Source organism: Neorhizobium sp. PAMB6630 (assembly GCF_058242775.1).
In genome coordinates, this window is record NZ_JBZAYV010000002.1 from 203066 (window position 1) to 217012 (window position 13947).

General features: G+C 56.8%; 16 protein-coding genes and 1 pseudogene. 8 read left to right on the plus strand and 9 right to left on the minus strand.

Annotated elements, in window-relative coordinates; translation table 11 throughout:
* Positions 1 to 32: 32 nt before the first annotated feature.
* The 9 genes from AC4CWF_RS19660 to AC4CWF_RS19700 all read right to left on the minus strand — a co-directional run bounded on the left by AC4CWF_RS19660 (position 33) and on the right by AC4CWF_RS19700 (position 9426).
* Positions 33 to 404 carry a response regulator gene (locus AC4CWF_RS19660; RefSeq protein WP_491286937.1) on the minus strand — a complete coding sequence of 124 codons (372 nt, stop codon included), beginning with the start codon at positions 402 to 404 and terminating at the stop codon, positions 33 to 35.
* Between the two features lie 147 nt (positions 405 to 551).
* Positions 552 to 1589: a sensor histidine kinase gene (locus AC4CWF_RS19665; protein WP_491286939.1), complete on the minus strand. Its 1038-nt coding sequence runs from the start codon at positions 1587 to 1589 to the stop codon at positions 552 to 554.
* Positions 1586 to 3031 carry a DUF7125 family protein gene (locus AC4CWF_RS19670; protein ID WP_491286940.1) on the minus strand — a complete coding sequence of 482 codons (1446 nt, stop codon included), beginning with the start codon at positions 3029 to 3031 and terminating at the stop codon, positions 1586 to 1588. Before AC4CWF_RS19670 ends, AC4CWF_RS19665 begins: the two co-directional genes overlap by 4 nt.
* 398 nt (positions 3032 to 3429) lie before the next feature.
* Positions 3430 to 3840: a cyclophilin-like fold protein gene (locus AC4CWF_RS19675; RefSeq protein WP_491286942.1), complete on the minus strand. Its 411-nt coding sequence runs from the start codon at positions 3838 to 3840 to the stop codon at positions 3430 to 3432.
* A 59-nt stretch (positions 3841 to 3899) separates the two neighbouring features.
* Complete coding sequence (locus AC4CWF_RS19680) at positions 3900 to 5090, minus strand: (R)-mandelonitrile lyase (protein WP_491286944.1); 1191 nt, start codon at positions 5088 to 5090, stop codon at positions 3900 to 3902.
* 105 nt (positions 5091 to 5195) lie between these two features.
* Positions 5196 to 5942 (minus strand): SDR family oxidoreductase, encoded by a 747-nt coding sequence (locus AC4CWF_RS19685; protein WP_491286946.1) that lies wholly within the window; start codon positions 5940 to 5942, stop codon positions 5196 to 5198.
* An 89-nt stretch (positions 5943 to 6031) separates the two neighbouring features.
* Positions 6032 to 7123, minus strand: a complete 1092-nt coding sequence (locus AC4CWF_RS19690) for an alpha/beta hydrolase (protein WP_491286948.1) — start codon at positions 7121 to 7123, stop codon at positions 6032 to 6034.
* 326 nt (positions 7124 to 7449) lie between these two features.
* Positions 7450 to 8364, minus strand: a complete 915-nt coding sequence (locus tag AC4CWF_RS19695; protein ID WP_491286950.1) for an aldo/keto reductase — start codon at positions 8362 to 8364, stop codon at positions 7450 to 7452.
* Between the two features lie 69 nt (positions 8365 to 8433).
* Complete coding sequence (locus AC4CWF_RS19700; RefSeq protein ID WP_491286952.1) at positions 8434 to 9426, minus strand: MBL fold metallo-hydrolase; 993 nt, start codon at positions 9424 to 9426, stop codon at positions 8434 to 8436.
* Positions 9427 to 9527: 101 nt separating this feature from the next.
* On the opposite strand from AC4CWF_RS19700, the gene AC4CWF_RS19705 reads away from it, so the two are divergent.
* The 8 genes and pseudogenes from AC4CWF_RS19705 (at position 9528) to AC4CWF_RS19740 (ending at position 13912) form a co-directional block, all read left to right on the plus strand.
* On the plus strand, positions 9528 to 10493 hold the full coding sequence (locus AC4CWF_RS19705; protein ID WP_491286954.1) for a LysR family transcriptional regulator: 966 nt from the start codon (positions 9528 to 9530) through the stop codon (positions 10491 to 10493).
* A gap of 243 nt (positions 10494 to 10736) precedes the next feature.
* On the plus strand, positions 10737 to 11441 hold the full coding sequence (locus AC4CWF_RS19710; protein WP_491286955.1) for a DEAD/DEAH box helicase: 705 nt from the start codon (positions 10737 to 10739) through the stop codon (positions 11439 to 11441).
* Between the two features lie 146 nt (positions 11442 to 11587).
* Positions 11588 to 12292 (plus strand): hypothetical protein, encoded by a 705-nt coding sequence (locus AC4CWF_RS19715; RefSeq protein ID WP_491286956.1) that lies wholly within the window; start codon positions 11588 to 11590, stop codon positions 12290 to 12292.
* Positions 12293 to 12449: 157 nt separating this feature from the next.
* Positions 12450 to 12731 carry a ribbon-helix-helix domain-containing protein gene (locus tag AC4CWF_RS19720; RefSeq protein ID WP_491286958.1) on the plus strand — a complete coding sequence of 94 codons (282 nt, stop codon included), beginning with the start codon at positions 12450 to 12452 and terminating at the stop codon, positions 12729 to 12731.
* Positions 12721 to 12819, plus strand: a pseudogene (locus AC4CWF_RS19725) (type II toxin-antitoxin system RelE/ParE family toxin); the annotation flags it as partial. The gene AC4CWF_RS19720 and the pseudogene AC4CWF_RS19725, both read left to right, overlap by 11 nt.
* 28 nt (positions 12820 to 12847) lie before the next feature.
* Entirely contained in the window at positions 12848 to 13006 is a 159-nt protein-coding gene (locus AC4CWF_RS19730; protein ID WP_491287829.1) for a hypothetical protein, read from the plus strand.
* A 220-nt stretch (positions 13007 to 13226) separates the two neighbouring features.
* Positions 13227 to 13493: a type II toxin-antitoxin system Phd/YefM family antitoxin gene (locus AC4CWF_RS19735; RefSeq protein WP_491286960.1), complete on the plus strand. Its 267-nt coding sequence runs from the start codon at positions 13227 to 13229 to the stop codon at positions 13491 to 13493.
* Positions 13490 to 13912, plus strand: coding sequence for a type II toxin-antitoxin system VapC family toxin (locus AC4CWF_RS19740; RefSeq protein ID WP_491286962.1), 423 nt, complete (start codon positions 13490 to 13492; stop codon positions 13910 to 13912). Before AC4CWF_RS19735 ends, AC4CWF_RS19740 begins: the two co-directional genes overlap by 4 nt.
* Positions 13913 to 13947 lie beyond the last annotated feature (35 nt).

Genomic DNA, 13947 nt, shown 5'->3' on the forward strand with positions numbered 1-13947 from the left:
CTCTGCTGAAAGGCCACCGCTTCAGGCGACGCCTATACTGCAACAAGCATTTTTTTCATAGCGGATATGATTTGCGCATGATCATACGGCTTGCTGAAAAACTTGCCTTCTATAGGAAGAAGATCGCCGCGCAAATGGCGATGGCCTGACGCAATGATGATCTTGATGGGAGGCCACCTGTCACGCACGGCCTCAGCCAGCTTCAAGCCGTCCATGCTGCCGGGCATATCGATGTCCGTAAACATCAGGCTTATCTCAGCATGCTGATCCAGAAGTTCCATCGCGTCGTGGGCATTTGCCGCTTCGAGCACGATGAAGCCCTCGTCCTCAAGCGACATCGCGATATGCATGCGAACAAGCGTTTCGTCCTCCACGACGATGACTGTAGCCCCTTGATGCGTCATTCCTGATACTTTCCGTCAGCGACGCTACAGATATGTCTACTGACTGCGTTAGCCTTTAGAACGCGCACCCAACCGAATAGATCCGCCTTTAATGGCGCGTTTCACTTATATTTAAAATGGCGGTATCATTCGCTTTTTCAAAACTGGTCAACGTGCGCCAATTCTTTCGGCAGGCCCCCGGACGTTGCAGCGAAACCCCTCCGGAGCAAACACGATCTCGGGGACGTTGCCGAACAAGGAACCCAGCGCAGAGCGCACATAGCGCGTGCCATATCCCTGCCGCGTCGGCTCACGGACAATTGGCCCACCGACCTCGACCCAAGTCAGCGAGAACTCGCTTCGATCGTTTGCCGCTATAGTCCATGCGATTTCGACATGTCCTTCCGGTTGCGAAAGCGCGCCATATTTAATGGCGTTCGTAACCAGTTCATGCAGGCACAGCGCTATTGTGGTGCCCGCGTCCCGGCTGACGACGATTTCAGCTCCGGTGACATCGATACGGGTGGCGCCGTCACCATTGTAAGGAGAAACTGTCAGTTCAACGACGGCCGTTAGCGGGACCTCCTCACCACCAGCTTCAAAAACGGCGGCATGCACCTTGGACAGAGCCTGTAGGCGACCGGAAAAATCAATGGCCAGATCTTCCACGGTTGCAGCCCCCCGTTTTGTCATCTGAAAAATTGACTGAACACTCGCAAGAATATTTTTAACTCGGTGGTTTAGCTCGAGGCGCAGCTCCTTTTCTCGCTCGATGGAATTGCGGACCTCCCGCTGGCGCAGACGCACCAAAAGATTGGACTGGATGCCGTTTACGAATTCCAGTGGCGTGATCGGACGAGAGTAAAACAGCACGCGTGCACCCGGCCAGAAATCTTGCAGATGGCTTCGAATGCGAGCAATTGGTGCCGCTCGCTCCAGAAGGACGATGATTGGGACTTCCGACCAGTCGGGCTGCTCGGAAAGGTGCGCAGCAACTGTTTCGACAACAGGCGGATTGAGCGCCTCGTGCGTGATCACGATCATGCCCGGCGACTTGGCCAGATGGTCGACCAGATCTGCATCGGGCTTGGCCGCCGTAACCTCGATCTGCTGTTCCTGGAGAAAGGTCGCGATGTAATCGGCATCCTTGCGAAAAGGAGCAAGCACCAGCACCCAGTCCAACTCACTTTCGGGGAGAACGGTCATCCCTTTGAATCGGGGAGAGGATTGTACGCTATCACGCTGACACCTCCGCTTTCGATGACAAGCTCCCGGATATTGAGATCGTGTGGTCCATGACGCTTCTTGACGACGGTAATGTTCCGACGAAGTCGTCCCTCGTGCTCCATGATGCGCAAAAGCAGGACGGTATCACCGAGGAAGCTGACATCGACATCAATGCCGACATTCTGGCCGATCAGACCATGCTGCGCAACGATCAGCATCGTGAGCACGCCTGAGCGTGCTAGGTATTTCAGCAGCGACTGTATATCCCGGACGGCTTTCTCGCGATGCGGTAAGGAATTCAAATACCCGGTCAGACTGTCGATCACGACGACGCGCGATTTGTTCTGCGTCACGGCGTCCTGAACGATCTGCCCGAACTCACCGGGTGAAATTTCATTGGGATTGAAATCGCGCAGAATAAGTCTGCCGTCCTTGTGAAACTGCCTCAGGTTCATACCCAGGCCTTCCGACCGCCGGAAGAACGTCTCAAGCCGCTCCTCGAACAGGAAAAGCGCGACGTTTTCCCCGCGTTCGAGTGCTGCTGTTGCGTATAGTGACGACATTGTCGACTTGCCGGTGCCCGACTGGCCGATAACGAGGGTTGTTGTCCCGGATTCCTGGCCACCGCCAAACATCTCATCCAGCTCGGCAACACCAGATTTTATCAGTTGCGGCTTTGTGCCCTCTGCCGCCGCGCTCGGCATGATGCGAGGAAATACCACAACACCCTCCCCTTCGCGGATGGCCATATCGTGATAACCATCGGCGATGGGTACGCCGCGCATCTTCGAAACCTCGATACGACGACGCACCCCACCGTATTCTTCCAGAGATTTGTCAAAACGAATGACACCATGGGCGAGACCCTCGACTTCCTCTCCGCTGCGCTCGGATCCCGCTGTCTGGGTGTCCAACAACAACGCAACGACATTTCTTTTGGCGAGGAACGATTTGAAGCCGATCAACTCTCGCCGAAAACGGGGGCTGTCGCCGGTAATCAGACGGATCTCTAACAGTGAATCGTAGACGAGGCGGCGGGGTTTGTGTTCCTCGATCGCGGCTTCAATTGCTTTGCGTGTTTCATCCAGGCGAAGATCGGAGGTCAGGAATATGCTCTGGTCATCGGCCTCGTTGACCGTACCAGACGTTGCCAGCTCTTCCACCCGGATGCCGTCAAGCGTCCAGCCGTGCGAAATGGCGATAGCTTTCAATTCGGCCGCCGTCTGCGAGAGAGTCACATATATGCAGTTCTCACCAGCCTCGACACCGGCGCGCAAGAACTGGAGGGCGGCCGTGGTCTTGCCTGAGCCAGGAGCGCCCTGCAGCATGTAAAGGTTTGACGCCGGGAGCCCACCGCGCAGGATTTCGTCAAGGCCCACGATACCGGTGCTGACGACCGCAGGCTTTCTTTGTTTGGGCATGATGATCTTCCACTTTGATGATCGGCGCATTTTAAATCGACAGCGCGCTTCGCCATAGAAGAGCCGCTCCGCAGTTATAGGTGGCCGTGCCGAAACTGCAACGAAATTGGAACCGGGCGCCCAGGCACCGTTCAAGCACAATCGCGGGCTGCCATGTCGAGTGACGAGTTCGAAGGTACACCGACCAAAACTATTGCCAAGATCGGCGCCTTGAAGGATTTCTAACCGTCGGCCCGCGCGGTGGTCCGCTAAGCAATTGAACTCCAATAGCTTTATGCAAGCGCGCGTGGGCTGCAGCGCAATCGTTAATTATGGAACTTAAGCCGCCTGAGCTTTACCGGAGACCACTTGTTTGCGTCAATCAACACGTTCCCACAGAGTATGGCTCCATGCATGACTCAGTCGTCGGACTGAATTGTTACGGTGATGGAGCCAGGGCGGTCGAAGATCGAAACATCGCCTGTCACTTGCCCCAGGATGATGATGCCGGGAGATGGAACGCGGCCGCTGCGATAGTAGATCACAAAATCACCACCGCCCCACAGGCCGAGGGTGCCGACCGAGAAGTCTCTCTGCCTTGCCTGCTCAGGGAGCGCTGCGGGCAGATATCCCGTCTTTTCCTGACGGAGATGGTCTGACATCTCGATCTTCAGTGGCAGTATCCGTGCTAGAGATCTCGCGGCTTCATTGTCAGCGAGGGTAGCAGTGACTTCGCCCCATTCAGAAGAAATTCGAATCGCTTCTTGGGACATGGCAGGTCCGGTCGCTCCTGTTGCGAAAACGACCGCGGCTATAATTGTCTTGAGCATGTGGTCGTCTCCTTGTTGGCTCCGTGAAAGGGGGGCGCAGACACGCGTCCCCGCTGTCATCATTCTCCTAGACCGAGGCTGTAATCCTCGTCGGCCACCTTCTCCATCCAGGTGACCGCGCTGCCGTCAAGCGATTCAGCCACCGCGAAATGGGTCATCGCTTCGGTGCGCGAGGCACCGTGCCAATGCCGGATCAGCGGGGGGATCCACACCACGTCCCCCGGACCGACCTCCTGGACTGGCTCACCTTCCTTCTGGACCCAGCCGCGTCCGCTCACGATGAACAGTGTCTGCCCAAGGGGATGGGCATGCCAAGCGGTTCGAGCACCCGCCGAGAAGGAGACTGTTGCACCACCAATGCGGGCGGGTGCATCGGCTTGATACCGGCCCGAAATTTGAACACTGCCCGTGAAGTATTCCTCCGGAGCTGATGCAGCCCCGGTTCCTGCGGGCGTGATTGTAAGGTCTGCCTGAGGCGAGGTCACTGAAGTTCCTTTCCTGTTTTCGAGAACCTGCTTGAGCACGGGCACGGCGGACATGGCCCTCGGCCAGCCTGCATAGAAGGCGACTTGTGCTAGCACCTCTGAAGCTTCTGACGGCTTCAGCCCATTGTCCATGGCGCGGTTGGCGTGAAACGGAAATTGTTCCGGCTGCCCTATCGCGATCAGGGAGGCCATCGTCACCAAACTCCGATCGCGAGCGACAAGATCAGGCCGCTGCCACAGATCTTCATAGAGCACTCTGTTGGTGAAATCGGCCAGCGCGGCAGCTGTCGGTGCAACCGTGGCCTCAATCGTCGCTCTCCGAGCAGCCTCGGCGGTCGGATCGAATTCGACCCGCGGGGCATTGCTGTTCGTGACGGACGCGAGCCCGCGCTGATCGAAGACCGCCTTAGTCTCCGCCACGGCGGAAACAGCATTTGGCCAGCCCGAGTAAAACGCAAGATGTGTGATGAGTTCACCGATCTCAGACGGGCTTACGTCATTGTCCAGTGCTCGGCTAACGTGCTCTGCAATCTGCGCTGTTTTGCCGGTGGAAATGATTGCAGAAAGGGTAACCAGGCTGCGATCCCGAGGTGTGAGTTCGCTTCTTTGCCATACTTCTCCGAACAAAATGCTATCGGTGAACTGCCCGAGCCCCGGGGCGACGTCGTAAGCGGCTGGTGGAGCAAGCCTACGCCGGTCATCCTGAGCTTCAACACTTGTCGCGGCAATGGCAGAGATTGCAATGCTTGCGGCAATCGACTTCATCTATAACTCCTCTGGAATACATTCGGGACGAGCGGGGCCATATCGACGATGGCCCCGCCGATGTCTTTCCGCATTGCGGATTCAAAACCGGTACATCTGCTTGCGTCAGAGCTCCTGAACCGTCGGCCGGAAGAGGATTTCGTTGATCGCAACGTCGTCTGGTTCGTTGATCGCAAAAGCGACCATTCGGGCGAAGGTCTCAGCGGGAACGCCGACCTGTCCGACATAGTCCTGGTTTGCCTCCCGCACGTCCTTCTCACTGATGTGTTCGAGGAGTTCTGTCTTGACGGCTCCCGGAGAAATGATCGTGGTGCGAATGTTGTAGGCCGCCATTTCCTGGCGCAGCCCTTCGGACAGGGCCCTCACCGCGAACTTGGTCGCGGAATACACAGCTGAGCCGCCGAAGAGCTTATGACCTGCTACGGAGGAGAGATTGATGATATGGCCGGATTTCTGAGATCTCATGTAAGGGAGCGCCGCGGCAATTCCATAGAGTACGCCCTTGAGGTTCACGTCGATCATCTGGTCCCATTCGGTGACCTTTAGTCTCTCCATCGGCGAAAGCGGCATAACGCCGGCATTGTTGATCAGAACGTCGATCCGGCCATAGGCCTCGACAGCGGTGTCTACCAGCTTTTGCAGGTCTTCCTGCTTCGTCACGTCGGTCACAGCAGCCGTAGCTTGACCGTCGGCATTGTTGATTTCGCTGGCAAGAGCGTCGATGCGATCGGCACGGCGGGCGCCGAGTACGATACTTGCACCCTTGGCGGCAAGATGGCGTGCAGCGGCAGCACCCATTCCGCTCGAGGCGCCGGTGATGACGATGGTTTTTCCGGCAATGTTGTCGGTCATTTTAAATGTCCTTTAGGATATTCAAATACGCGCGCGGCGTTACGGGCAGCTAGCGCTACCAGCACCCGCCGCGTCGCAAATGGCGTAGCCTAGGCCAGATGCTGGCTGAAGAAGTCGGCGATCCGGTCGAACGGGATCTTGTCCAGGCGATCGTAGAGATCGGTGTGGCTCGCGTCCGGGATGATCATCAGTTCCTTCGGCTCCGCTGCTGCAGAAAAGGCCGTCTCGCTGAAGTACCGTGAATGTGCCTTCTCGCCATGGATGAGCAGTAGCGGGCGCGGAGAGATTTCGGCGATGTAGGACAAGATCGGCATATTCATGAAGGACAGAGGCGTGGTCAAAGACCAGCCATTGCCCGAGTTCACGGCGCGTTTGTGATAACCGCGAGGCGTCATGTAATAGTCGTGGTAGTCGACTAGGAACTGAGGTTCGCCGCCTCTGAGGACGTTGAAGTCCTTCATGTATCCGGGGGTTCCCGCCTCCGCATCAGCCCAGCGCTGACGGCTTAACTGCTCCAGGCTCTGGGTCCTCTGTTCCAGAGTGACAGTATCATTGTAGCCCTTCGAAAGTACGCGGGTCATATCATACATTGTGCTGGCAACCACGGCTTTGACGCGTTTGTCGACTGCTGCTGCGTTGAGTGCCATTCCGCCCCAGCCGCACACACCGATCATACCGATACGTTCCTGATCGACCTCGGGCAGGAGGCCAATGAAGTCGACTGCGGCGCTGAAATCTTCCGTGTTGATATCCGGGGACGCGATGTTGCGCGGTTGGCCGCCACTCTCGCCCGTGAACGATCCGTCAAATGCAACCGTTACGAAGCCGCGCTCTGCCATAATCTGCGCATACAATCCAGACGATTGTTCTTTGACCGCGCCAAAAGGTCCACTCACGACAATCGCCGGAAGGCTCGCTGCGCGATTCTTCGGCATGTAGAGGTCACCCGCCAGCTCGATGCCGTAACGGTTGGTGAAACGCACTTTCTGATGGTCGACCTTGTCGCTCTTGGCAAAGACTTTGTCCCACGCCTCATCGGTCATCGCAGAGGCGGTCTGCGTATAGGAAAGAAGGCCGGTTGCGATTGCACCTGCGCCTGCGCCTGCGACCTTCAAAAGGTCGCGGCGGGCGAGGTCCAGTTGATCCTTCTTGTGCGTCGGTGCGGATAGAGTGTTGTCCATGATGCCGGGCTCCGGATTGAGTTCACTTCAGGTCAATTAAGTGAGCATTTTTATCCGCAGAATTAGTCCCGTAGTGTCACTGGGGTTTATGCGCCACATCGATCAATTTCGCAGTGGCGAATCGACAAACCGCATGAATTGGGTGGCACCGTTGCAGCCAACACCGTGTGCGAGTCCAACCTGCGCCCCCTCTTAAGCAGCTTAGAGGTGCTGCTATTAAAGGAGTGGCGTACGGGCATATGCCCGTAAGGCCTGTTTGTGAGCGTAGATCATCTGCTGTCATTGCCATAGCAACCCAAGTCTGCACGCAGCTGTGCACTACTGAACTAGTCGGCATGTGTGGGATCGCCAATCGACCACGCTATGCCGTCGCCCCGATCCATCTCCCTCATCGAGGCCATATCGGCCGCATCGATGGCAAAGCCGCCAAGGTTGATGTTCTGGCGCATCCGCTCAGGATTTAGGCTCTTCGGCAGAATGGCGTAACCGTTCTGGACTCCCCAACGCAAAAGTAGCTGCGCTTCGGTCACGCCATACTTTGCAGCCATTCCAGCAAGTACGCCATCGCTGGTCTTCATCGCTTCGGTCTTGGCGCTGTCCTGACCTGGCTCGGCTCGCCAGGTCGAGAGAGGCGCAAGGCTACTGTAGGCAATCGGTGCGATCCCCTTTGCCTTCATGTAGGCAAGGAGTTCAGGCTTTTGCGACCAAGGATGGAGCTCGATCTGGTTGGCATCGGGCAGAGGAAGTCCTGCGACCCTGATCTCCTCGATATGCTTTTCGCTGTAGTTGCTGACACCAATGCTTCGCGCCTTTCCAAGGCGCTTGATTTCGAGCAGCCCACGCCACTGGTTCAAACGCTCGGAGCCACCGTGAGGTGCATGGATGAGGTAGAGATCGACATAGTCCAGGCCAAGTCGTTCCAAGCTGCCATTGATGGCGGCCACGGTCTCTTCCTCGTTTTTCAACTTCTGACCCCAAGCTGCGTGGCCTTGCCAGAGTTTGGTGGTAACGAATATGTCTTCGCGGGTAAGACCGGCCTCGGCGATGCCGGCACGGATTCCAGCGCCAACGGCTTCTTCGTTGTCATAGACTTCTGCTGTATCGATGTGACGATACCCGTTCAAGATGGCGACGCGCACGGCCTCCCGGGCATCCTCCTGGGTGATCAGGTAGGTGCCAAATCCAACAGCCGGAATTGTCATGTCACCGTTGAGAGGAAAGGTCTGTTGAAGGGCTGTCATTGTGCGTTCCAATGCTTCGTAACGAGATGAAAATATAGGGAGCACGTCATGTGCTGAGCGGACCCGAGATTATGAGCGATAGTCATAGGGGGCCCCGATGAAGCGATATGCGCCACCGGCGCGCTCGACGAAGCCGAAGCCGGGGAAGTCAAGATGCATTCCGGCAACCATGATCTCATCCGTTGCAGCCATGTCGAGGATTGCCTTGCGGGTTTGCGCCGCCTTTTCCTGATCGGCATCAAGGACAAAAGACCAATCCGGCTGGGTGAACTGGAAGGCTGTGCTGTGAATGAGATCGCCCCAGATCAGTAGGCTTTCATTGCCACTGTCGATGCGAAGGCCAAGCTGACCCGGCGTATGGCCAGGTAAGGCAACCGTTGTCAGCCCTGGTGCGATCTCCGACCCCGGTTGTATCAGCGCTTTGACGCTGTCATAGGGCTTCACCATCGCACGCGAGACATCCCAGTAGGCTTGGAAGTCCTTCGGCTGTTTCGCATAGATCGCTTCGTCATGGACAAACGTCCATTCGGCTTCCGATGCGACGAAGGATGCATTTGGCAATACTCGCATGCCGGTTTGCGGGTTCGTCAGTCCTCCGACATGATCGACGTGGATATGGGTTGCAAACATCGTATCGATTTGTTCTGGCGCAACGCCGATCGCGGCAAGGGCTCGCCCCCAGTTGCCAACGTTTGGACCTACCGCAGCCGGAGCGCCGGCGTCCACGGCGACAATGCGGTCCCTTGTCCGGATGAGATAGGCATTTATGCCGATATTAAACGTGGCAGGGTCGAAAGGTTTGTGCGCCTGCTTGGCTGCAGTTTCACCCGTAGTCACTTCGAAAGATGGGAACATCCCGTTTGGGAAGGTTCCGTACCCATCCATCAGCGCAAAAACCTCGACTTCACCGATTTTACGCCGCATCGCCAAAGGGCCCCGGGTGATGCCTGGAGCTATCTCCTGGGCATGTGCGGGGCTGCTCACTCGTAGCACGGCGGGCGCCGCCAGCGCTGCCGGAAGCATTGCTGTCACACTGAGAAATCTTCTGCGGTTGACTGTCATTGGTCTAAGCCCCTTGTCTGGCCATGCATCCAGCCATAAGTAGGATTATGAAATGCGGATGAACATTCCAGATGTATTTATGGATAGCATAAGAGTAGCTTATGGATAACGTCGCTGGGTTGCGTTCACTTATGGCGGCTGCACGAGACGGCTCACTTTCTGCTGCTGCGCGCCGCCTGAAAATCACGCAGCCCGCTGTCAGCCAACAGATCGCCGCATTGGAACAGCTCTATGGGGTTGAACTTGTTGTGCGAGGACGCAATGGTGTCAGACTGACCGAAGCAGGACAGGTCGCGGTGACCCACGCAGAGCAGGTACTTGCGCAATTGGCTCGCATGGACGATGCCATGTTTGCCCTGCAGTCGTCGGAAGAGGGTCGCCTCAGCGTGGCATGCCCTTCATTGATCGCAAAAACGGTACTGGTACCGGTTCTCGCGGACCTGCGACGCAGTTATCCCAAAATCAAGATTGATCTGAAGGCAACTGACCAATCGCAAGATCCCATCCAGAATCCCTATGACTTGGAGCTACGAGCCTGCCGTATTGGCCCTGCCGAGGGATCAATTCGAAAGCTTGCAGACATTGAGCAAGTGCTTATTGCCTCGCCAGGCTACCTGGATCGAGTGGGTCGTCCAGAGAGTTTGGATGGCCTGTCAAAGCTCGACTACATTCAGTTCAAGGATGATCCTGATGAAAAGTTCCTGCCACTCGCCGATGGAGCCCAAGCGCCCATCACGATAGCATTTGCAGCGCAAATGCCAGATCTGATGCTTCATGCCGTACAAAACCACCTCGGGATCGCAGCACTTCCCCGGTTCTTTGTCAGCTCGCAACTTGAGGCAGGAATTGTCGAAGAGGTGCTGCCGGCCCATCCACTCGCCACCAAGCAGCTATTCCTCGTGCGTGCGCCCGGCACACTGGGCAAGAGCCGCCGTGTGGCCATCTTTATGGATCGTTTCGTAGACGAACTGGCCAACGCACAAGGCTTTTCGCTTGTACCGGGACTAAAACAGGCGGTAGCCGCCGTGTCGATAAACCGTACTGGCGACGCTCAATCGAGAGGGTAAGAAACCACAATTCGAACCAAGGAGAGGGACTTTTTTGTTCGGATGCGAGGGCACTTGATTTCAACTTCATAAGGAAAGTCATCGTCGCAGATGTCGTTTTTGGGCGGTGAGCGCCGATTGACATAGAGCAGAATCCCGAGGTCAAGTGGAACGACCTGCTGACCCATATCGAAGTGAGCGAGGATCGTCAGCGCGCAGACGAGGCGGAAATCCCTGCAGACGCGGACGACGGGGACGACGAGCTTGCAACCCTCCGCCTTTGAGCGCCTCGGCCAACCGATCCGGCGCTGGATCTGGGCGCGGAAATGGCAGCGGCTGAGGGACGTTCAGGAAAAGGCGATCCCCGCCATCCTCGCGGGCGGCGACGTCGTCGTATCCGCTAGGACAGCTGCGGGAAAGACGGAAGCGGCGATCCTTCCGCTGTTGACCCGCGTCCTCGACGCCAATGCGCGTGACGGCTTCCGCATCCTATATGTCAGTCCGCTCAAGGCTCTCATCAACGACCAGTACCGTCGGCTCGAGTCGCTTTGCGAGTCCTGCGACATCCCGCTCCATAAATGGCACGGTGACGTATCTTCCGATGCCAAGTCGCGGGCGCGCAAGAACCCGAGCGGAGTGGTGCTCATCACACCGGAATCGCTGGAGGCCCTCCTCGTCCGCCGCGGCAAGGAGATACGCTTTCTGTTCTCGTCGCTGGAAGCCGTGGTCATCGACGAACTTCACGCGTTCATCGGGACCGAGCGGGGCATGCAGCTACAGTCCATCCTCAACCGTATCGAGATCGAGTGCGGGCGGGAGCGGATCGATCGGATATCCTTCACGTCAGTATGTCTCGCTTGCTTCCGCCCGGGCATCATGTCCTCGCTCAAACCACGAGGGCAAAGTGCCAGATCGGCGCTCACGAAAATCGATCTAAATCCGCCGCGACAACTGTCCGCGACTTACTGAAATCACTGTCCCGTATTTACTGAAATCGGTGTCCCCGACTTACTGAAATCCCTGTCCGCGACTTTGTGAAACCCGCATTCGGGGAGAGGATCACAGAAGCGCACGACTTCTACCCGGTCTTTTCGACGGAGCGGGAGTATCGGATCATGCACGACGCAAAAACGCAGGGCACCTACCCGCTGGATTCGGCGATCAGGTCGGGCGAGACACTGATATTCGCCGGGCGGCGCTGGCAGGTCCTCGAGGTGGACGACGCCACTCGGGTCATCACCGTGAAGCCGACCCGTGGTGGAAAGCCGCAACGCTTCAGCGGAAATGGCGATGGGCTGCACGATCGCATCGCGCTGGAAATGAACCGCGTGCTCAAAGGCAGCGAACAGTATGCCTACGTTGAGCGCGTGGCTGCAGAGATGCTCTCCGATGCACGACACTGCTTCGGAGAGCTCGGGCTGGCAACGCGATCGATGCTGCCCTACGCCGATGGTGCTCTGGTTCTCCCCTGGATCTGGACCAGGAAGCTGACCACCCTCGACCTTGCTTTCCTCGCCCGCGATTTCCGGACAGCCCAGTATCAACACTCCCTCGAACTACAAGACTGTGATCCCGATGGCGTCAACCAATGCCTCGCGCGGTGGGCGGCGGGCAATCTGCCAGCGATCAAAGCCCTGATGACGGGGGTGGCCCGGCCAAACATCGCACGCTTCGACAACCATCTTTCATCGGACCTGATGACGATGGTTACCCTTCGGGAACGGCTTGATTATGGCGCGCTCCAAGGCATCGCCATTAACCTTTGCGACGGTCATGACCTCGAACACGAACCCGGAGATGCAGTCTCAAAGCGCCTTTAACATTACGAAGATGTTAAGTTCTTAAAGGGATGGACCTCTCGCGCAATCAAGGCGCGCTAGATCGATCAAGAGTTTCCACGGTGCAAGTCGAAACATCGGCATTGGTGCAAAGGCAGGGCGGTGGTAATAATTGCTACCACCACATACGGAGGTCACCATGCCCAATGTTGAGAAAGTACGCGTCTCGATGACGCCACAATATGCCGAGCTGTTGCGCGATGCTGTAAGCAGCGGCGCCTATGCCAGCGGAAGCGAAGTTGTCCGCGAAGCAATGCGTGATTGGTCGGCCAAGTGGATCCAGAAGCGCGACGATATCGCAAAGTTGCGCGCGATGTGGGAAGAAGGCAAGGCCAGTGGCCCCGCGGTCGAGGTCGATTTTGACGCGGTGTTGGATGAAGCGCGTCAGGAAATGGCGGCCGCCAACCCTCATGCCCGTTAAGCTTCTCTGGACACCAAAGGCTCGAGCCGACGTTAAGAAGATCTACACCGACATCGCTAAAGAGCAGCCTCGGAGCGCGGAACGTTACTTTTCCAAATTCCGAAAAAAAAGCGGAAATGCTGCTCGAGCATCCTCGTCTGGGCGAGCGTCATCCGGAAGTGTTCCGCACTGCCCGGATGTTAGTGGAGGCGCCCTACGTTATTCTTTATGAAATAAAGCCTGACACTCAGGACGGACCTGTTCATACAGTTGAGATCATCCAAGTGGTGGATTGACGGCGGGATCTTTCTGCCTTGTTCTGAAAAAATAATTGAGGTCCTGAACAAGTCCCAAATGCTCTTGAACAGAACCGAACCGCCGACCTGCCATTACTTCAAATGCGAACTGGCAGATAAACGCGCCAGATTGCTATCCCCTCCCCTACCGTTCAAGCGCTTGCAGAAAAACTGCTGACGCATTATAGTCACTATAGTCATTTTGGTTATAGGTGAAGCGATGAAAACATCAACGCACGACGATAGGAGCTGGACGGTCGCCGGCGCGAAGGCAAAGCTCTCGGAAGTCATGGAGCGCGCGCAATTGGCCCCTCAGACGATTACACGCAACGGAAAGCCGAGCGTGGTCGTCGTTTCTGCAGATGAGTGGCAGAAGAAAACTGGGCGCCGGGGATCGCTTGCGGAATTTCTGTTGGCATCGCCTCTGCGCGGTGCGGATCTGGATCTTCAACGTCAACATGACGAGCCGCGTGACTTGTCGTTATGAGACTGCTGCTCGATACGAGTGTGCTGTCGGAAGTTACAAAACCTAGCCCAGACGAAGGTGTTCTGCGATGGCTTCACGGGTTGGACGAAGACCGCACGTTCATCAGCATCGTATCGATTGCTGAAATTCGTCTCGGCATTGCGTTGATGGATACCGGGCGAAAACGCGATGCCCTGGACGAATGGCTCGCGCATGATCTGCCTCAACGCTTCGAAAGCAGGATTTTGCCGGTGGAAGGGCCTGTCGCCCTGGCCTGGGGCGATCTCATGGCACTTGCCAAGCGAAGTGGTCGGGGACTCGCATCAATGGACGGTCTGATTGCCGCCACTGCCGTCGCTCATCAGCTAACGCTTGCGACGCGCAACACCAAGGATTTCGAAGGCTTCGGAATAGATATTTTTGACCCGTGGGCGGGCTGATAAGGCCCTTGGATGTGATGGAAAGGATTTCCCTG